Genomic DNA, 19037 nt, shown 5'->3' with positions numbered 1-19037 from the left:
ATCGGGTACTTCGCCCGTTTCGGCGTGTCCGGGCGCCGCGCCGCACCTGTTAAACCTCGTGACACCCAGATTGGTGGCCAGCGCGGCGAAGGAGTCGGCGTGGCGAAGACTGATTCGACGGGTTCCACTTGGCGGTACCGGTGGGCGCACCGGCAGAACGTGCGGCGGGTCAGCACGTACCGCGGCGCCGAGGCGGCGTGGCGGCGACGCGACGACGAGTTGCGGCGGCTGCGTGCCCTGGCTGCCGACTTCCAGGGCTCGGCAGCCGCCGGCGCCGGGCTGGCGTTGGAGTTGGCCGCCGACGAGGTGGTGCTCTGGGCGCTACCCGCCGCGCAACTGGTCGAGGTACGGCACACCACAGTGCTGCCAGCGCCCGACCTCACTGTCGCCCGAACCGGGCCGCTGCGCCCGCGCCGCCCCGACGGCGTACGCGTCACCGACGCCGGCATGGCCGTGATCACCAGCCGTCGACTCGTGCTGCTCGGCGGGCGGGGTCGGCGCGACTGGGCGTACGGCCGAATAACCGGCCTGGCCCACGACCCGGCGGCGCCGGTCACCCTGATCCAGGTGCTGGACCGGCGGCGTACCTCCGGGTTGTTGCTGCCCACCGACGCCGCGCCGGACTTCCGGTTCAAGCTCACGCTGGCCTTCGCCGACGCGATCGAACAGCGCGCCGCGGTGATCGCCCAACTCGACGAGCTGATCGACGAGCACGCCCAGCTCAAGCCGTTCCGGCCGGCAGCGGCCACCCCCGGGCAGGCCCGGCTGTCGTCGTTCGTGCCTGGCGGCCGCAGGACCATCGCTGTGGCGGCTGCCATCGCGCTGCTGGTGCCGGCGGCGTTGATCGAGTCGGACCCGTCCGACCCGACCGGTGGGGCGGAGGTCGCCGTCGCCGCCACCCCGGCGCCCACCACCAGCGTGGCACCGGCGCTGATCCGCCCCGCCGGCCCGGCGCTCGCGCTGAAGACCCCGCCGCCCAAGCCGACCAAGTCACCACGCCCGTCGCCCAGCACCACCCAGGGCCCGCGCTGCGGGGCACCGGAGAACCCGCTGGGGTACGGCTTCTGTGGCGGCACCCGGATCCGCAAGCCGGCCGCCGAGGTGTGCGACTGGTTCGACTGCGTACCGCAGTTCTGGGCCGGTCGCGGTTACCTCGTGCAGTGCCGCGACGGTTCGGTGAGCCTGGCCGGCGGCGGGTCCAAGGCCTGCGCCACCCACCAGGGCGTGCGGCGGACCATCACGAAGTGACCGATTCGGGGTCAGAAGTCCGCTTCGCTCGGCCAGAATGATCGAGTGGAGATCCGGTCTGACGATGGCGCCCGGGTGCGGATACGCCCCGTCGGCTACCAGCCCGGCGTCGACCCGCCCGACGACCTCGACGCGGCAGCGCCCGGCTGGCACGACTGGCTGCTCATCGAGGTGGACGCCCGCACCGCCGACGGCCAGACCTGGTCACACCACTACCCGAGCCTCATGGTGGAGGAGGCCCGCGCACTCGGCGGCTGGCTGCACGGGCAGGCCACCGCTGCCCTCGGGCTGAGCGCGCCACCGGCGATGGTCCGGTTCACCGAACCCAACCTGGCAGTGCGCAGCCGGGTACTGCGCCGCCGCAGGCTGGAGCTGATCGTGGAGTTCTCCGCCGAGTCGCTGCCACCGTGGATGCGCCGCCCGTCCACAGCGATCTACCCGCTGATCCTCACCGTCTCCGCAGACGCCCTGGCCACCGCCGCCGAACACTGGGCCGAACACTGCGAGGCGTACCCACCGCGTACCCAGTCGCGGTTTCCGACCCACGGCCCGCAGCCGTACCGGCGGCGGGCCGGCTGATCACCTGCGTCAACGCCGCAGCGACGCCTTGGCGGCGTCGATGGCGTCGGACAACTCCTCGGTGTACGTGAAGCCGTCCTCGACGATGGCCATGTCGACCCCGCACTCGCGCTGCCGCGCTCGCAGCAGCGTCTCCTCCACCGGGGCCACCGGGAAGGCCAGCGGGTCGAGATCGGGAGCGGAGCCCAGGTCGCGGACCAGGAGCCACTTGCTCTGCTCGTCGTAGACGACCACCCCGGCGGCGATTCCCCTGGTCCACTGATCGAAGAGCGTGGCCAGGCTGGTGGCGGCACGCACCGAGTCCCACGCGTCGGGTGAGATCTCGTAGCGCCAGATCTCACCCTCGTGCTCGCCGGCCAGCACGAACGTGTAGAGGACGACATCGAAGAAGAACAGGGGCAGTTGGTGCCGCCAGGAGAACGGCGTGCCAATCGACAAACCCAGATAGTGCAGGGCGTCCTCGTCCTCCGGCCATGGCATCCGCCACCCCACGTCGGGCAACACCTGCCGGTCGGGCCATGGCTGCGCCTGCAACCAGGTCAACTGCTCGGCGACACGCTCCACGCCGAAGATCCGGTAGACCACCTCCGGTGGCTGCCCGGCCGGCGACTCGCCGTAGTCCGGCCAGTCGAGGCCGGCGGCCGTCGCCGCCAGGCGATAGTCGCGTACCGCGTCACGCAGCACGCCCATGTCATCGAGCACCAGGAAACTCCTCGGCTGGGGGGCAAGCGCAGGCTAGCCCGGCAGCGTCGGCTTCGGCGTCCGTCAAATCTCTCCTTTCGGACGCAACGGGATGCATCGATCTGGGTCGCGTTGCCTGTCACGTACGTGAGCGGTTGTACCGCGTGTGACCGTGACCTCTGTGGCCTGCGCCCCCTGGCGGATCGCCTGGGCCGAGCGCGAGAACGAGCGCCGGCAGCGCGCGTACCGCGACGCCACCGACGCCTGGCGGCACCGCGACGACCACCTGGCCCGGCTCCGCATCGAAGCCGCCAGCTTCCTCGGGTGTACGCAGCCCCGCACCGGCCTGCCAGTGAAGCTCGACGACGATGAACTCGTCTTCCGCGTCCTCCCCGTCGCCCAGCTCGTCGAGGCCGAGGCGCGACATATCCCCGGCCTGCCCAGGCCGGGCGGCTTCAGTTCCTTCGCCGAGACTTCTTCAGAGGCCCTGCCGGCGGGCCTGCGTGTCGTCGACACCGGGATGGCCGTGGTGACCAGTCGACGGGTGGCCTTCGGCGGCCGTGAGCACCGGCGCGAGTGGCGGTACGACGACCTGGTCGGCCCCGCCCACTACCCCAGTGTTCCGGTCACCCTGCTGCCCGACCGCGGACGACTTTCCGGCCTCCTGGTCCCGGCGGGTGCCGTGGTGAACTTCCGCTTCTATCTCACAGTCGCCGCTGCCGACGATCGCGCTGCCGTCATCGCGCAGGTCGACGCGCTGTCGGCCGCGCATCGGGCCGCCCGGCCCGCGCCCGTCGTGTTGGTGGGCCCCGACGACGCGCCGCTGACGGCGGTACGGCCCGACCGGCGGGCACTCGGCGCTGCCGCCGTCGCGGCCGTGGTGTTCGTGACGCTCGGGCCGGGTGCTCTGGGTCCTGGTGCGTGGGGTACTCGCGGGCCGGTGCCCTCGGCGGAGATCGTCGCTATGGAGGTGCCGAGGGCTGGCGCCGTCCTCGTTCCGATCGGTCCCGTCGGGCCGGTGCCACCCAGGTCGCGGGTCGGCTCGGCCGACAGTGCCGTATGGAGCCCGCCGCACGCCCCGACTGCCCGGCCGTCGGCCATCTCCACAGTGGCGGAAGCCGCTGTCGTGGTGGTCCTGCCGCCGACCCCTGCGCCGTCGGTCGTTCCCGTGCCGTCCGCCAGCGCGGTGCCGGCGCCTGGGCCGGTCCCCACCACGGACCCGCCCGCGTCGGCCCTGCCTACGCCGCCCGTCGCGTCGGCCTCGCCGACGCCGAGCCCGACTGTTACGGCGACGCCTTCACCGGATCCGGGACTGCTGGCGATCTGCCTGGACCCTCTTCAACTGCCATTGCTGGACCCGCTGCTCTGCCCGTCTCCGGCGCCCTGATCAGAGTCTTCTTTCCTGCGGGGCTCAGTTCGTGGCGCCTCAGTTCGCGGCGCTGAAGTCGGGGACGGTGAGGGAGCCGTCCTCCGCGAGGGTGAAGCCCGGGTTCCAGGCGATCTCCCAGAGGTGGCCGTCCGGGTCGGCGAAGTAGCCGGCGTAGCCGCCGTAGAAGGTCTCCCGGGCCGGCTTGGTGACCGTGGCACCGGCCTTGGTCGCGGTGGCGATGGCCTCGTCGACCTCTGCCCGGGAGCGGACGTTCTGAGCGAGGGTCATCGCGCCGGTGCCCGACCCTTCGATGCCCGCGTCGTCGGCGAGTTTGTCGCGGCCCCACAGGACGACTGCCAGGCCGCCGGCCTGGAAGAAAACCGTCTCCTCGACCTCCTGGCCCTGCCAGCCGAGCTGCTCGTAGAACGCCTTCGCGCGCGCTACGTCCGAGACGCCGAGGGTGATCAGGCTGATCCGCTGCTCCATGGTCTTCAACCTAACGCGCGATCACTCCGCTTCGAGGCAGGCGGGACCGTGCCGACCTTAGCGGCAGCCGATGGCTGTTGATCTAGGATTCCAGGTTATGCGGGAGTTCTTCACGGTCGGCGGTCGGAGTCTTTCGTATCTCGATTTCGGCGGTCCGGGAAACCCGCTCCTGGCTCTGCACGGGCACTACAACGAAGCGTCGGCTTTCGCGCCGCTGGCCGAGGCGTTGGCACCGCAATGGCGGGTGATCGCGCTCGACCAGCGTGGGCATGGAGCCTCCGACCGTGCCGAGAGCTATGAGCGCGAGGACTACGTTGCCGACGTCGCCGCGTTCCACCAGCATCTGAAGGTCGGCCCCGCCGTGGTGCTGGGTCACTCACTGGGCGGGGTGAACGCCTACCAGTACGCCAGCCGGCACGCGGATCAAGTCACCGCGCTGATCGTCGAGGACATTGGCGCGGTGGTGGACTGCGACTGGTCGTTCACCACCAGCCTGCCTCGCCGCGCGCCATCCCGCGATGCACTGGCCTCGGCCCTGCACGGGGCGGCTCCCTATCTGGAGTGCTCCTTCCGCCAATCGAAGGACGGCTGGGGCTTCTCGTTCGAGATCGATGACACTGTGGCGTCCCAGAAAGCGCTCAACGGTGACCACTGGAAGGACTGGGAAGCGGTGTCCTGCCCTACCCTTCTGATCCGCGGAACACGCAGTGACGAGCTGGCGGCCGATCACGCTCGCGAGATGATCGCCCGTCGCCCCGGTCAGGCTCGGCTCGTCGAGCTGCCAGCAGGTCACGTCGTGCATCACGATGCTCAAGCGCAGTTCGCCGCTACGGTCGGTGCCTTCCTGTCCGAGCTCGATTGAGTCAGGAAGTTTCAGTCCTGCCTCGTGAGCTGCGAGACGGTCGAGGCCCGCGAGGAGCATTAAGCGGCGATCGTTCGGGCGGTGGCGTACACGTCGGCGGGTAGGGCGTGGTGGAGCTGCCACAGGACGCGCATGGGTCGGTCACCGGTGTGCGAGTCGTAGGTCATGGTGCCGGCGTAGAGGTACGGCGGTGCGCCCAGGTCGCGGTCGGCGATGCGGGTTTCCCGAACGAAGAGGTGCACGGTCGAGCCGCCCGAGGTGTAGCGCTGCCCGGTCGCCGACGCTGCCGAGGTGGTGCTCTGCGACTCCCACTGGAACAGGGTGTCGGTGATGGCCCGGTCGGCGTACATGGTGGTAGGGGAGTAGTGCGCCTCCGACTTGACCAGGGTGACGAAGAACAGGTCGGCCTGGGCGTCGGGCAGCCATTTCACCCCCTCGCGCAGCGACCCGGGGTTGGGCATTCCGAACGCCGCGCACGCCTCGTTGCGGCTGTACCGGGCGTGCACCCGCAGCGGCACCGCACCCTGAGCGGCGGTCGGCGTCACCCGGTGGATGCGGTCCCGCAGCACGTCGGCGACCTGCCGCAGCTCAGCGCAGCGGGCCGGTTCCTTCCACAGTCGTGCCAGCCGCTCGTCGCGCGTTGCCAGTGGGGCGTTCGGCCCCCAGAGGCTAAAGTGCAGCATGTCCAGCAGTCGGCCGTTCCCCGCGTACACCTGCTGGCCTGGCGCGGGCGATCCGACCGCGACCCTCGTGAGCAGCTCCAGCCGGTCGACGTCGTCGGTGTGCAGCATGCGACCGATGGCCCGGCCCAACTCGCGGTCGTCGGGGCCGGGTGCGGACGTTTCGATGCCGGCGAGCCGCCGCAGCCCGGTCCAGCCGCCGATGCTGGCCGAGCGATACACGTCCTCAATCTCCAGGCCGGTCTCCCGGAGGAATGTCGCCAGGCTGACGTCGCCGAGCTGCCGCAGCTCAGACACCAGGCCGGCTTTCGAGGTGGGCAGCGCCGACCGCAGGTTGGCGAGCACGACCTCCTTCGCCACCCGGTCCAGTTCGACGTGACAGCCGCTGGGCAGGCTCGGGAAGTCGCCGCGGACCGCCTCGGTGATCGCCCGCCGGCTCACCCCGGTCAGGGCACGCCAGCGCAGGTCGAATCGGAAGTTCGCGTGCTGCCCACCGATGAAGTCGAGCACCGTGAGGCAGGGCTTGTCGTCGTCGAGGCGCAGACCACGGCCAAGCTGTTGCAGGAAGATCGTGGCGCTCTCGGTGGGCCGCAGCATCAGGATCGTGTCGACCATCGGCAGGTCGACGCCCTCGTTGAACAGGTCCACAGTGAAGAGCACGCGCAGCTTGCCGGCCTTGAAGTTCCGCAACAGCCCCGCCCGATCGGTGCCGGCCTTCGAGGTCACCGCCGCCGCTTCGACGCCGTGCTTCCGGAAGAAAGCGGCCATGAACTCCGCGTGCCCGATGCTGACGCAGAACCCGAGCGCCCGCATCCGCCCGACGTCCACCTTCTCGCGGACCGCCCGCAACACAGTCCGCGCGCGAGCATCGTTGCCGGTGTAGATGGTGCTCAGCTGCGTCGGGTCGTAGCCCTGCCCGCGCTTCCAGGTGACGTGTGACAGATCCACGTCGTCGTGCAGCCCGAAATACTGGAACGGCGCCAACAACTGCCGCTCCAACGCGTCCCACAGGTGCAGCTCAACGGCCGCGCGCCCGTCGAACCACCGGCGCACGTCGCCGCCGTCGGCTCGATCGGGGGTCGCGGTCAGGCCCAGGAGTACGCGGGGACGCAGCCGCTCCAACAGCCGCGTGTACGTCGGCGCTTCCGCGTGGTGGAACTCGTCGACGATCACCATGTCGTACGCCTCGGGGTCGACCTCCCGGCGGTGCAGCGACTGGATGGAGGCGAAAACGTGCTTCCAACCATTCGGCTTCTCGCCCGCGACAAGCGTCTCGCCGAAGCTGCCGTCCCCCATCACCTGCCGAAACGTCGACAGGCTCTGCCGCAGGATCTGCTCCTGGTGAGCGACGAAGAGCAGCGAGTCTGCCCGGCCCGCCTTGTGTAGTCGGCGGTAGTCGAGGGCGGCCACCACGGTCTTGCCGGTGCCGGTCGCCATCACGACCAGGTTGCGCCAGCGCCCGTGCACCAGGCGCTCGGCGTCTAGGTCGGCCAGGATCTCGGCCTGATACGGGTACGGGCGCACGTCCAGGTTCGAGATCGCCGTCGGTGCATCGTCGCGGCGCTCCCCGCTCAACGCGTGGCGTAGCCGTTCGGCGTCCCTGGTCGCGTCGTACACCTCGAACGCGGGATCGTTCCAGTAGTCCTCGAACGTCGCCGTGAAGGTGTCGATGACGTGCGGCTGCTCCATGTTCGAGATGCGCACGTTCCACTCGACGCCGTCCACCAGCGCGGTCTTCGACAGATTCGACGAGCCGACGTACGCGGTGGTGGTGCCGTTGTGGCGGCGGAACAGCCACGCCTTGGCGTGCAGGCGGGTGGTCCTCGTCTCGTACGACACCTTGATCTCTGCACCCAGCTCGGCGAGCCGGTCTAGCGCCCGCTGGTCGGTCGCGCCGAGGTAGGTGGTGGTGATGACGCGGACCTTGCCGCCTCGGGCGATCAGCTCGCGGATGGCTGGCTCGACGATGCGCAGGCCGTACCACTTGATGAACGCGCACAGCAGGTCTACCTGGTCAGCGGAGGCCATCTCGTGGTTGACCTCGTGGCCGATGCGCGGCTGGTGGCGGCCGTTGACCAGCAACGCGCCAGTGGAGAGGGGAGTGGTGGGGCGCTGCGGAAAGGTGGGCTCCGCGGGTGGTGTTGGTGGGGCGGCGATGGCGTGGAGCAGGTGCTTCGCGTCGATTACCTGGTCCTGATCGGTCGCTGCCTTGGGGCTCAGGGTCGCGATGGCTTCGGCGATCTGGTTCGCCATGGCGATCTGGTGGTGAAGCTTGTCATCGCCGCTGGGGAGGGACTGGAGGGCTCGGGCAGCCAGGGTGGCGATGTGGCGGGCGAGGGTTTGGTGGGCGTCGGCGGGGTCGAGTTTGTGGTGTTGGATCAGGGCGGGGTCGACGTGCTGGAGGCGACCGGCCAGCTCACGGGTGATCAGGTGCTCGTAAACACCCCGCTCAAGATCAGTCATCCACGCAATCTAATCGATCGTGGCGCTGAGGCGTTGCCCTGACGAGGCGAGGAATTCCGCGCGTCGGGTCATCGGGAGATGAATATGTTCAAGCCTGATGGAATCGATGCCTTGACCAACCGATGGTGCTGTGGCTCTCGACGTCCGCGCGGCCAGGCTGCTAATCAGGGCGGATGGGTCTCTGCATCTATCGTCGATGCTCCTCGGCTCGGATCGAGCATCAAACCCGGCGGCGCCACGGCTAGATAAAAGGACGAGGGCAAATCGGGGCGGTGCGGACCATGACATCGAAGGTTGGTGCGGTTTCCCAGTTGGGGCGCAGCTTGGTGACCTTGTTCCAGCCCCAGGAGCGGTACGCCATCTGGGCGGCAACATTGTCGGGACGGACCAAGAGCGTGGATCGCGGTTCAGCCCGGCCCGCGACCAGCTCGTCGTGCAACGCCGCCGCAATGCCCTTACGTCGCCAGGCGCGGTGTACCAGCAGCTCGCTTATCGCAAAGGTGCGTTTCCCGTCCTCCTCGGTGAACCCGGGCGGGACGGGGTCATGGATGCCCTCCCACCACCGTGTCTGCGAAGGTAGCGGAAAGCCATAGATGTAGCCGACCAGGGCCCCATCGACCGATGCGGTAATCAATTCCCATCCAACTCGCTGCATATGTAGGTCAAGCTGACGCCGGTAGCGGTCCTCGCTGTAGAACTCGCCGCCACCCGCATAGACCTCCAGGTAGAGGCCCACGAGCTGATCGAGGATTTCCTTAGCCTCGTCGGCGCTGTGATGACGAAGTTGCAGGCCCTCGATCACAGGCTCACCCCTGGTCGTAGGCGTCGACGAACTGGCGGGTCGTCCTGGTCGCCTGCCGTGGCGTCGCCAGACTTCCGCGCACCTGCGCGAGATGCTGGCTCACTCGCTTTGAGCTGATCTGGCCCATGGCAGGCAGGACATCCAGAGCGATACGCGCCGCCTCATTGACGTCGCCCTGTCGGTATGCCGCCTCTGAGAGCCGCACCGCGTAGTAGACCCGGTTTCGCCGATGGCTAGGTGACGGGTTGTCGGTGATCGCGCGTAACGACTGAACAGCGCGCTCGGGTCTGTCGAGGGCCAGATAAGAGAGCCCTTCGATCCCGATCAACTCTTGGTGGTTCACGAAGTGGACGAAACCCTGGTCATCCTCGTGAGTGCCCCGGTCCAACTCCCGGCGCGCCTTGGTCATCTCCCGACTGAAGCCACTGGCATCCCTGAGGACGGCGTAGGCGTGCGCCCTGCGCAGGTGCAGCAAGGTGGTGAGCCGAGGGGTAGCCCAACCGCCGGACACCCGTAGAGCGGCTTCGGCGCAGTGCAACGACTCGCCAGGTTGGCTCTCGCGGATCAATAGGGATAGATGCGTGAGGGCGCGAACTTCCACTCGTGGGTCATCCGCGATTCGGGCGCGAGTGATTGCCTCATTGAGGTACGGCCTCGCCTCAGACCGACGTTCGGCGTCGATGGCCAGCCAGGCCGCCTCGATGGAAAGGTCGGCCAGGGCGCTTTGGAGCGCGTCGCCGACCTCTCTGCTGTAGCTGGCCCGCGCCGCCCAAGCCGACAGCCTGGTGTGGACTTGGATGGCGACGTCGCAGAGCAGGTCGGCACCGGCTACCGCGTCTGCCCGCCGGAGGTCATCAACCAGGGAGCTGGCGAGCTGCACCTGCTCCATGCCGATTGTCCTGGGCATCTCGGCGGGCCCCGCGAGCAGGTACGTGTGACCACTCGCAGCCAATCCCGTGAGCGCAGCCAGTACGTTGAATCGTCGGCGGTCCGTAGCGCCACCCCCTTGGCTTGATGCCTCCTCCACGCTAACGGCCACGGCTGCCCGCTCGCCTTGCTCAGTGGGCTGATCTTCGCTATCTGCGCGATCGTTGCCGTTTGCGATGAGGCTCGTATCGGTCCAGCAAGGCTGATCAGGAAGGCGGAACCACAGGTGTTCCGCTGGCACCCGCAGCAGCTGTGCCCAGTGGGCCAGCCGGTCCAGGTGTACGAGCGGTGGGCCGTTCTCCACCCGACTCAACTGTGCTTGTGTAATCCCCAGCCATCCCGCCACCACGGACTGCGGCAAGGCAACCCGCCCGTGATACGGGTGGCACCGGTACGCCCTGATCACCCGCCCGAGATGCCGCTCGATCAGCGCCTGTCGCACCGGCTCGTGCTCCCAGAAGCTCGCCGGAAGCTTCGGCGGAGTGCTCAGCCGGTCCCGCTCGGCGGCCTGGCAGGGCGCACACCGTCCGCTGTCGTTGTCCCGGGCCAGCCGTCCGCCGCACCGAGGGCAGTTCGAGTGGGTCACCGGCGGCTCCGTCCGTCTCGCCTCATCGAGGATATCCATTGAACACGCTGCGTGGAGCGCTGGTATACGCGCGACGCATATCGTCAAAGGACCACCGGACAGGGGAACGGCGGCAACTGCTCAGGACGGGCGCGCCGTCCGCAGCGCCTCGACGACCACGTCCCAACGCCCTGGCCCGTTCATCGAGTCCAGCGGCTTCCCGTCCGCCACGACCACGCCGGCAGCGCGCAGCACCGCCAAGTGACCCGCGTACGCCGGATGTGCCGCCAGTTCCGCCTTGGTGTGCGGAAACGCGATGATCGGCAGCCCCGCGCCCAGCGACTCGTTGAGGACGCCGAGTGCCAGCGTGTCGTTGATGCCCAACGCCCACTTCGTCACCGTGTTGAACGTGACCGGCGCGGCCACCACCACATCAGCGGGCGGGTGCGGCTCCGGGTCGCCGGGCATGCGCCACTCCACGCGTACGAGATAGCCGGTCTTGTCTTGCAACGCAGCCCGGTCGAGCCAGGGAGCCGCGGTCGGGCTGACGATCATGCACACCTGCCACCCGTCGGCGATCAGGAGGTCGACCAGCTCGTCGATGTGTTCCGCCGGACCCGCGGCGCAGACGACCAGATACAGCACCGGACGTTCCGTCATGCCCGCAGTCTGCCCGATTCGACAGTCGCAACGTCGAGCGCATACCGATCACGCATGCCGCCCATGATCACCGCGACATGCCGTTGTGCCTGGTCAGCCGCGAGAGTCGACGCATGGCCCGGGGCGGGTGCCTTGTCCCGGAACTGCGCCGGCCCTCAACGGCACAGCTCCTCCCGCCCGCCCCGGTGCCAGCCCATCAACGTCTTGGAGCCGGCATGCCCACCGTGATCGACGACGACCACCCGGCCCACGTGGACCTGGCCGCCGCCTGGGAGTCGGTCGACGTGCGGGCCGCCGGCGACTTCTGGTGCACCCTCGAAGACCGCCGACCCGGGCTGCTCCCACAACGTGACGCGCCGCTGTTCTTCACCGCGCTGGGCCGCCTCCTGATCGCCGGCGACGACCCGGCGAGTCGAGCGGCGCTGCTCCTGGTGCTCGGCCGCGCGTACCGTCATTTCGACCTGCTCCCGCACGCCACCACCATCGGCGACGCGCTGCTCGCCACCGTTGCCCGCCACGCGCGCCCACTGTGGACGCCGCAGGTCACCATCGCCGCCGAGCGCGCCCTGTACCGCGCCACGCAGGCCATCCGCCGCGCCGCCGCGCAGGCCGGCGACGGCCGGGCCTGGTGGCACGTCGAGGTGATCGGCCACGACCGGCCGTCGCCCGGCATCGCCATCCTGACGGTACGTCCCTGGCGGCGACTGCCCTTCCTGCCAGGTCAGGCCGTGCCGGTCTGCACACCGCGCCTGCCTGGGCACTGGCGCTGGCTCTCGCCGGCCAACGCTCCACGCGCGGGCGGCACCGTCGAGCTGCACGTCCGCGCCGTACCCGCCGGCACCGTCTCCCACCGCCTGGTCCATGAGGTACGCCCCGGCGAGCTGCTCTGGCTCGGCTCACCCGTCGACACCGGGCTCAGCCTCGACATGGCGAGCACGAACGATCTGCTGCTCGTCGCCGGTGGCACCGGCCTGGCGCCGCTGCGCGCCCTGATCGAGCAGGTCGCCGCCGCACCGGACGGCCGGCGGGTGACGCTGATCGTCGGCGCGCGCACCTTCACCGACCTGTACGACGCGATCGCCCTCGACAAGCTGCAATGCGCCCATGAGTGGCTGACCATCGTGCCGGTTCTCTCCGACGACCCCTGGGCCGAGCCGGCCGAGCAGGGAGACGCCCTGACCATCGCCCTCGGCCACCACCAGGCCGGCCAGGACATCTACCTCTGCGGGCCGCCCGCCATGCTGGCCGACGCGCGGCCACGGCTACTCGCCCTCGGCATCCCCGCAGGCCGCATCCACCTGCCCCCTAGCTTCACCTGCTGATGGTCGTCTACTACTGGCCCGAATGGTCAGCGAGTTAGAAGCGTGATCGGCAGCACGAGTGGTGGTTACAGTCGTCCTGGCACGTCGGGGGCCGAGAACCAGGCGTCGTCGTCTAGCCCTCCGAGGTAGACGTAGGTGGTGCCGCCAGTGGTGATAAGTGGCGCAAAGAAGTGGCAGGCCTCGTTGATGTAGACCCGACCCCCGGAGTTTCCCTTGACTGCTGCGAGGCGACGGGCGAGCATCCGCGCGGCGTCATGACCAGCCACGTCCGACAGACGTATTTCCGTAAGGCGCCGTCCGGAGGCCATGGTGAATTTGATGTCCGTCGCTCCGGCGCTCAGCACGTACGGAATTCCGGCGTGCGGGCCGGGCCACGAGTCCCCCGGGGCCAGGCCTGCTGGTGGCACTGGGCTGATCGTCGTTTGGCTGTCGTAGTCGAACTCAAGAATCGTCTCGTACGTACCGGCGAAGACACAGCCGCTGCCGTCGGGGTGAGGCACCAGGACGTCGTGGTACTCGTTGATGTAGAAAGCGCCACCGGGGGCGCCATTGAGTTTCTCCTTCACCTTGTTGACCATCGCTACGAGGCTCTCGTGGCGATCGTTAGTGAGGAGTTCCCTCTCTCGTGCGCTGATCCGATACACCAATCGCACTTCCATACCACCCGCAGGGCTGTGCGTGACAGAGTATTTGGCGTCCTTGTTCACGTTCGAGGGCGACAGCCCTGGATACATGGTAAGCATCGCTACCTTTCGGCGGCCCAAGTGTGGGGTTGGCCGTGCCGGTAGTGCGGCGATGGCCGTACGTGAGAATAGTGCAGCTCTCAAATATCTACGGCTTAGTGTCGGATTAGGGACAACACGACTGATGGGCACGCACGCTAGTCTTGCTGGTCACGTGGGCCAGGCGAAACCGCCGGGCGCATGGGCAAGGTGGTACTTACTGCCGCCCTCCACATACCAGGCCTGACCGTCCTCGCTGAGGAAAAATGTGATCCCACGGTCAAAGAGCTGACGCCAACTTTCGAGCACCCGCCGAGCGTTAGCCGCTAGTTCCGTAGGAGCGTCGCTCACCAGGGCGAATTCAGTGACTCCCTCCGAGCTGCGACGTTCGATGACTCCGCCCTGCTTCTGCCGCAACCGGTACGAACCCCCGCTCTTGTCGGGTGCATCGGTAAGCACGCTGCCGGGCTTCATGAGAGCTGGATTCGGGCTTCTCGGGCCACTGCCCATCGCGTGGACCACGTCCGCCTCGAACGACTCTGCCAATTGTCCGGCGACGTAGGGAGCGAGTCCTTCGGTGCTTTCGCTCTCGCCCCACACCAACACAAGGCGGTGCGTCGGCGTCACGCGAAAACGGCCGCCAGGCCTGCCGCGGACCTGCTCGACGAGCGCTGCGGCGTGCTGCGGATTGCGGATGACTCTGCCTGAGCTGTTCGTAACGGTCCCCAGCGTGTCGACCGAATACTCTTGCCCCGTCACCGTTCCCTGCCACTGGACGGGCCGCTCCGGAGGCTGTCGGCGCAGCCGTTCCCACTCCTGCTCCTCGGTTGGCCGGGGCGAGGAAGGTGGCCCGGGCATCTGCTGCGGGGTCCTAGATTCGGCCGACCACAGCCAGTAGTGGTTGGCTCCCTCGCCAGTCAGGTCGGCCCAGTCTTCTTTGGTGTAGATCAGTTCGTCGACCGTCTTGGCGACGTAGATGAGGTGCATGTTTGCGTGTTTGCGCGGAGCGTTCTGGTCGAAGCTGCGCCGCAGGACTCGCCCCAGCGCTTGAATGCGTTGGCGCACACTCGATGTTGACGCGACGGAGATGCCCGCGTCGGCCTCCGGTACGTCAATTCCCTCAACCAAGGACTTGACAGAAACCAGCACCTGCGAAGTGCCTGCCCGGAACGACTCCAGTGCCTCGATTCTCGTGCGATCCCCGAGTTTGGAGTGTTCAAGCGCGATGGCTACGTCCGGAAGTGCCGAGACCAGGCTGCGATGCAGGGCAACAGCCTCACTGACCCGTTCGTGAAAAAGGAGCACTCGTCTCGCCTGGCCCGGCTCAAGTGCGCGGGCCAAGATCTGCCCGGCCACTCGACTTCGGTCGGTGGCCCTATAGAGCAGGTCCTTACGCCGAGAGGTCGCGGCTACGTACTTCCGGGCTAGTTGTCCGACGTCGTCTCGGCGACGCTGAAGCTGGTGGGCTCGACCAGACTCGAAGCCAAGATTTCGCAACTCGTCGCCGAGATCGTCGACCTGTCGACTGACCTGGTCGTATCTGCGTTGTTCCTCGGGAGTCAGTTGAATCCCGTGGTGGTGAATGTCGTAGTCCGGGAGCCACCCGGCCATACGCGCGTCCCGCAGCGTAAAGCGATAGATCACCGCTCCCAGCGCCTGGCCCACCAGTTGTTCGTCGTACCGGAGCAACTGCCCTGACTCGTCGACCTCCTCCCGGTCCGGGGTTGCGGAGAGACCCAACCGGTACGCCGCCTCCGTGTTGAGGACCTCGGCGAACGTAGGTGCCCCAGCACGGTGACATTCGTCGACGATCAGCATCAGCGGCTGTGCGTCCCTCGCCAACGCGGGCAGTCGCTTGGCAGCCGTGTTCAGCACGGCGACGATCGCGCGGTGGCTGCCAAAGTCTTCATTCTTGCCAGCCCCAAGAAGGCCTATCTCGGATGGCATCAGGCTGGTGTATCGCTGGATAGCTACCTGCCATTGACGCGCTAAGGCCTCCGTCGGGACGACAACCGCAATCCGTAGGTCGGGGTTCCAGGTGGCGGCAAGGGCTGCGCACGCGAGTGCGATGAGCGTCTTTCCACCGCCAGTGACGATCTCAAGGGTCCCTCGGTATCGGCCTGCGGAGCCAGTGCGCTCCCATGCCCGTACGGCCTCAGCCTGCCACTCGGCGAGGGTGAAGCCATGGGTAGTGATCATTTAGACTTCCGGCCTTCCTCGTCCAGAACGCGACGAACTTCGTCTCGGATCAGGGCCGGCAGTGATGTTCTCGCCCATGCGGCCAGTTCTGCCCTGACGGTGGCGGCGACGATGTCGGCCACCCGCCCTAGCTGCTCGAGCTCCAAGGCACTGTCACGTGTGCCGCTGAGGTCGGCGGCGCCCGTAGCGATCGAGCCGGATGGCAGGCCGCCCCATGCTGGTCCCGCCTTCAGTCGCTGGTTCACACGAACAGGGCTGGCGTCGGCTCGCTCCAGGAGTTCAGCCTGTGACAGCTCAAGGGCATCGGCCAGTTGACGCAGCGCCTTGGCTGATGGCGCCTTCGTGCCGGTCTCCAACTCGGACAGGTACGGGTAGCTGAGCAGGGCTCGTTCTGCGAGCTCCTTGCGTTTGAGTCCAAGCTCTGCGCGTCTGACCTGGATGGCCCGCCCGAGTCCGCCTGGTTGCTCGTCCATCTGGTGCCCCTCCAGCGTAATTTGCTGCGCAGCTATTGACCAGACTACGCGTGTAGCGTAATAATTCTGCTCATGTCTCGAGTCTTCCTGCCGGAGCAGAAGGAATACGCCCGTGAACAAGCTTACTAGGCTGCAGAAGCGTCAGGTTTCCGCTGTAGGCGTACGCCGATGGCGAGTCGCCAACCGTCCCGAGCAGCGCGCTCAGCTGCCGAACCTCTCGGTTGTGCGGCTTGTCGCGCGTAACCGCTTGCGCCCAGGCGTGATCGTGTGGGCGCGAGTGCCGTTCGAGGACGACGTGCAGTACAAAATTCGTCCTGCCGTCGTCCTCGATTGCCGGGGGCGGACAGTGGTGATCCTCGCCTGCACGAGTTCACCGGCCCGCCACCGCCGAATGGATCGACCGGTCGAGCTCTGGGATGTCGAGGCCGCCCGGCTGCGCCGTCCAACCGCAGTACGTCGTATGGCCCTGAGCATCGATCACGTAGATGTGCTCGACGTGATCGGCGAGCTGTCGGGCACCGATTGGGATCGCGTTCTCGGCGCGGCGGTCGTCTCTCGTTTGGGCGCGTGAGGCTACCGCCGAGGCAGGTCCACCAGATATGTGTCGTCGCCGGGTCAGCGCCTTACCGCGCTGACTCCTGATCGAGTAGCTCACCCGCTCTGTCCAACACGGCCTGCCAAAGGTTCGGCGCGACCGTCTCCTTGAGTAGTGCCACAACCTCTTCCGCTCCCAGATCCACAAAACGTCGCGACACTGGGCGTGCAGACTGTTGAGTGTCGCTGGTCGTCTTCTGCCCAGCGACGGCGGAGACGCTGGATTCCCCAGCCAAATCCTGGCCGGAACTCGTCGGCTTAGCAGCGCCTGAGCCAGGTCGTGCCCGTTCGTCGTGAGGACTGTCGATCAATTCCGCCGGCAGTCTGACGCAGACGATGTCCAGATACCTCGTGGTACGGGTCAGGGCGACGTAGAGCAGCCGGTGGCCACGCTCGTCCTCAGCGATGATGTCGTCTGGCTCCAGTACGACGACCGCGTCGAACTCGAGCCCCTTGGACTCCTGCGGGCTAACCACGTTCACCCCGGGGCCCAGGTCGCCGGCGGACGCCGCCCGCCAAACGACATCCCTGACGGTCAGCTGTCGTTCGAGGTCCTCCCTGCCGGCTGCCGGGCAAATGATCGCCACGGACCGGCCATGCGAGGCATGGTCCATGGCCACCCGGACCGCCGTCGAGGCCCTCTCATCCTCGTCTTCCACCCGGTGGATGGTCGGATCCGCCGGCCCGTCCCTAACGACCTGAGGTGCTTCGACGTCGGGCGCGGCGATCGGTAGGAGTCGAGCCGCAAGGTCGAAGACCTGCCGGGGGACCCGGTAGCCGAAGTGCAGCTCTTCCAGCACATGGGGGAGCTCCGCCGGGAGATGGTCCAGCAGGTCATCCCAATCGTCGCGCGCCCAGTGTCCGGTCGACTGGGCGATGTCCCCGACCACCGTCATCGAGCCGTTGCGGGAACGGCGAGCAATCGCACGCAGCTGCATGGGGGAGAGGTCCTGCGCCTCGTCCACCACGATGTGCAGGTAACTCGACTTAACGCCGTTGATCAGATGATCGAGTTCGTCGAGCACAGCGAGGTCAGAGTCGCTCCACGTCTCGTCTGAGAGCCGTTCAGCTGGTCGCCGGTGCAGCACCGACACCTCTCGCGCCGTGAACTCGTCCGCGGCTGCGGTAATCAGCCGATCTCGAGATCCATAGAGTTCCCGCAGGAACGACGCTGGAGTGTAGGACGGCCAGAGCCGGTCCATCGCCGGATCGAGTGCGAGGCGGAGACGGCCGCGGTCGAGCCGCACTCGGGAACTAACGAGCTCAGTCAACAGCTCCCGAAAGAGCTGACGCCGCTCCGAGTAGGTTCCAGTGCTCGCACGGGATCGGCCGACCAACGGCTTCAGGTCCTCAGTGGGCAGGCTTAGCGTGCGGTTCCCAACCTGCACCTCAACCCAATGCTGGCCCTCCGCGGGCCCCACTCGACCGTAGAGCGCCCGCCGAACTAACCCGGCCATCCGGCCGTCTCCCTTGAGCTTGACGGCCGCCGGATCGTCTTGGCGGCCCCGCTTCACCGGCGGGTGCAGCTGGTGCACATCGACCTGGGCCACGCTGGTGTCGCCGAGGCTCGGCAGCACCAGGCGGGTATACCGGGTGAAGGTTGGGCTGGGTCCGACCATCAGGATGTCGTCGGCGGTCAGGTTGCCGAGACTGTTGAATAGCAGCCAGGAGACCCGGTGCAGGGCGATGGCCGTCTTGCCCGTTCCTGGGCCGCCCTGGATGATCGTCAGCTGGTCGGCGTCTGCCCGGATGAGGTCGAACTGCGACGCCTGGATCGTCCGCACGATCTCCTGCATCGTGCCGGTTCGGTTACTTTCCAGGTCGCTCAGCAGGGCGTCGCTGATTTCCTCATACGCCTCCAATTCCTCAACCGCGTCGGCGAGTTGGGCGAAGAGCGCGTCGCTGAACGAGACGATCCGGTTCATGGAGCAGTCAAAGGTGCGCTTCAGGCGCAAGCGCCTCGGGTCGGCGTGGCTGGCTTCGTAGTAACGGGCCGCCGCCGGCGCCTGCCAGTTCATGACGAGGAGTTCGGAGTCGTCGTCGAAGATCGCATGGTGGCCGATATAGAAGCGCTCACCGTCCTCGTCATCCATCCGGCCGAACGCGACAGGCTCCTCCGCCGCACCAATGCGATCGAGCCGAGCCTGCGTGTCCTGCTTGATACGGGTGGCGGCTCCGCTGTTGGCCGCAGCTCCGGCGGCGAGGCCCAGGTTGGAACGCATCCGCTCTCGGTGATCCCACGCCACGTCGAAGTACTTTTGCTCGCGACGGAGTTCCTCCGAGAGCACGTCCATGTCGACCTCCCCGTGGCCGGTCATCGGTGCGGCACTCACCAGCGTAGGGACAGCCCGCCTGGCCGCTTGCTCCTCGGCTGCTACCAAGGTGCACTGACGATATTGCGGGTT

General features: G+C 67.7%; 16 protein-coding genes. 6 read left to right on the top strand and 10 right to left on the bottom strand.

Features of this window, described 5'->3' with window-relative positions:
• Positions 1-99: 99 nt before the first annotated feature.
• Both OH804_RS22820 and OH804_RS22815 read left to right on the top strand, forming a co-directional pair.
• Positions 100-1248, top strand: coding sequence for a hypothetical protein (locus OH804_RS22820; RefSeq protein ID WP_406059409.1), 1149 nt, complete (start codon positions 100-102; stop codon positions 1246-1248).
• Positions 1249-1293: 45 nt separating this feature from the next.
• Positions 1294-1827, top strand: coding sequence for a hypothetical protein (locus OH804_RS22815; RefSeq protein WP_196921260.1), 534 nt, complete (start codon positions 1294-1296; stop codon positions 1825-1827).
• Positions 1828-1836: 9 nt separating this feature from the next.
• Here the strand turns inward: OH804_RS22815 and OH804_RS22810 are convergent, their stop codons facing one another.
• Positions 1837-2529, bottom strand: a complete 693-nt coding sequence (locus OH804_RS22810) for a hypothetical protein (RefSeq protein WP_406059407.1) — start codon at positions 2527-2529, stop codon at positions 1837-1839.
• A 151-nt stretch (positions 2530-2680) separates the two neighbouring features.
• On the opposite strand from OH804_RS22810, the gene OH804_RS22805 reads away from it, so the two are divergent.
• Positions 2681-3895, top strand: coding sequence for a hypothetical protein (locus OH804_RS22805; RefSeq protein ID WP_406059405.1), 1215 nt, complete (start codon positions 2681-2683; stop codon positions 3893-3895).
• A 39-nt stretch (positions 3896-3934) separates the two neighbouring features.
• Here OH804_RS22805 and OH804_RS22800 read toward each other — a convergent pair whose 3' ends face one another.
• Positions 3935-4363 (bottom strand): VOC family protein, encoded by a 429-nt coding sequence (locus tag OH804_RS22800; protein WP_406059403.1) that lies wholly within the window; start codon positions 4361-4363, stop codon positions 3935-3937.
• A 97-nt stretch (positions 4364-4460) separates the two neighbouring features.
• Here OH804_RS22800 and OH804_RS22795 point away from each other — a divergent pair, with 97 nt between their 5' ends.
• Positions 4461-5225: an alpha/beta fold hydrolase gene (locus tag OH804_RS22795; RefSeq protein ID WP_406059401.1), complete on the top strand. Its 765-nt coding sequence runs from the start codon at positions 4461-4463 to the stop codon at positions 5223-5225.
• 59 nt (positions 5226-5284) lie between these two features.
• Here OH804_RS22795 and OH804_RS22790 read toward each other — a convergent pair whose 3' ends face one another.
• From OH804_RS22790 to OH804_RS22775, 4 genes are all read right to left on the bottom strand, one after another.
• Positions 5285-8368 (bottom strand): DUF3427 domain-containing protein, encoded by a 3084-nt coding sequence (locus tag OH804_RS22790; protein WP_406059399.1) that lies wholly within the window; start codon positions 8366-8368, stop codon positions 5285-5287.
• A gap of 241 nt (positions 8369-8609) precedes the next feature.
• Positions 8610-9170, bottom strand: coding sequence for a GNAT family N-acetyltransferase (locus OH804_RS22785; RefSeq protein WP_406059397.1), 561 nt, complete (start codon positions 9168-9170; stop codon positions 8610-8612).
• A gap of 4 nt (positions 9171-9174) precedes the next feature.
• A complete protein-coding gene (locus OH804_RS22780; RefSeq protein ID WP_406059395.1) occupies positions 9175-10539 on the bottom strand; it encodes a helix-turn-helix domain-containing protein in 1365 nt (454 codons plus the stop codon).
• A 264-nt stretch (positions 10540-10803) separates the two neighbouring features.
• The gene (locus OH804_RS22775) at positions 10804-11322 is read right to left on the bottom strand and encodes a flavoprotein (protein ID WP_406059393.1); all 519 of its coding nucleotides are present in this window, start codon (positions 11320-11322) and stop codon (positions 10804-10806) included.
• Between the two features lie 215 nt (positions 11323-11537).
• Here OH804_RS22775 and OH804_RS22770 point away from each other — a divergent pair, with 215 nt between their 5' ends.
• Complete coding sequence (locus tag OH804_RS22770; RefSeq protein WP_406059391.1) at positions 11538-12644, top strand: FAD-binding oxidoreductase; 1107 nt, start codon at positions 11538-11540, stop codon at positions 12642-12644.
• A gap of 65 nt (positions 12645-12709) precedes the next feature.
• On the opposite strand, the gene OH804_RS22765 is transcribed toward OH804_RS22770, so the two are convergent.
• From OH804_RS22765 to OH804_RS22755, 3 genes are all read right to left on the bottom strand, one after another.
• A complete protein-coding gene (locus OH804_RS22765; RefSeq protein ID WP_406059389.1) occupies positions 12710-13222 on the bottom strand; it encodes a hypothetical protein in 513 nt (170 codons plus the stop codon).
• 315 nt (positions 13223-13537) lie between these two features.
• Positions 13538-15565 (bottom strand): DEAD/DEAH box helicase, encoded by a 2028-nt coding sequence (locus OH804_RS22760; protein ID WP_406059387.1) that lies wholly within the window; start codon positions 15563-15565, stop codon positions 13538-13540.
• Positions 15562-16038: a helix-turn-helix domain-containing protein gene (locus tag OH804_RS22755; protein WP_406059385.1), complete on the bottom strand. Its 477-nt coding sequence runs from the start codon at positions 16036-16038 to the stop codon at positions 15562-15564. The genes OH804_RS22760 and OH804_RS22755 overlap by 4 nt, the downstream gene beginning before the upstream one ends.
• A gap of 112 nt (positions 16039-16150) precedes the next feature.
• On the opposite strand from OH804_RS22755, the gene OH804_RS22750 reads away from it, so the two are divergent.
• Positions 16151-16609: a type II toxin-antitoxin system PemK/MazF family toxin gene (locus OH804_RS22750; protein WP_406059383.1), complete on the top strand. Its 459-nt coding sequence runs from the start codon at positions 16151-16153 to the stop codon at positions 16607-16609.
• Between the two features lie 52 nt (positions 16610-16661).
• Here OH804_RS22750 and OH804_RS22745 read toward each other — a convergent pair whose 3' ends face one another.
• Positions 16662-18926, bottom strand: coding sequence for a UvrD-helicase domain-containing protein (locus OH804_RS22745; protein WP_406059381.1), 2265 nt, complete (start codon positions 18924-18926; stop codon positions 16662-16664).
• Between the last annotated feature and the right edge of the window lie 111 nt (positions 18927-19037).

The sequence above is a fragment of the Micromonospora sp. NBC_00860 genome (assembly GCF_045207375.1).
Taxonomy (GTDB): Bacteria; Actinomycetota; Actinomycetes; order Mycobacteriales; family Micromonosporaceae; genus Micromonospora; species Micromonospora vinacea.
The sequence above is the reverse complement of the archived record's forward strand: the minus strand, read 5'-3'. Positions and strand labels throughout refer to the sequence as shown.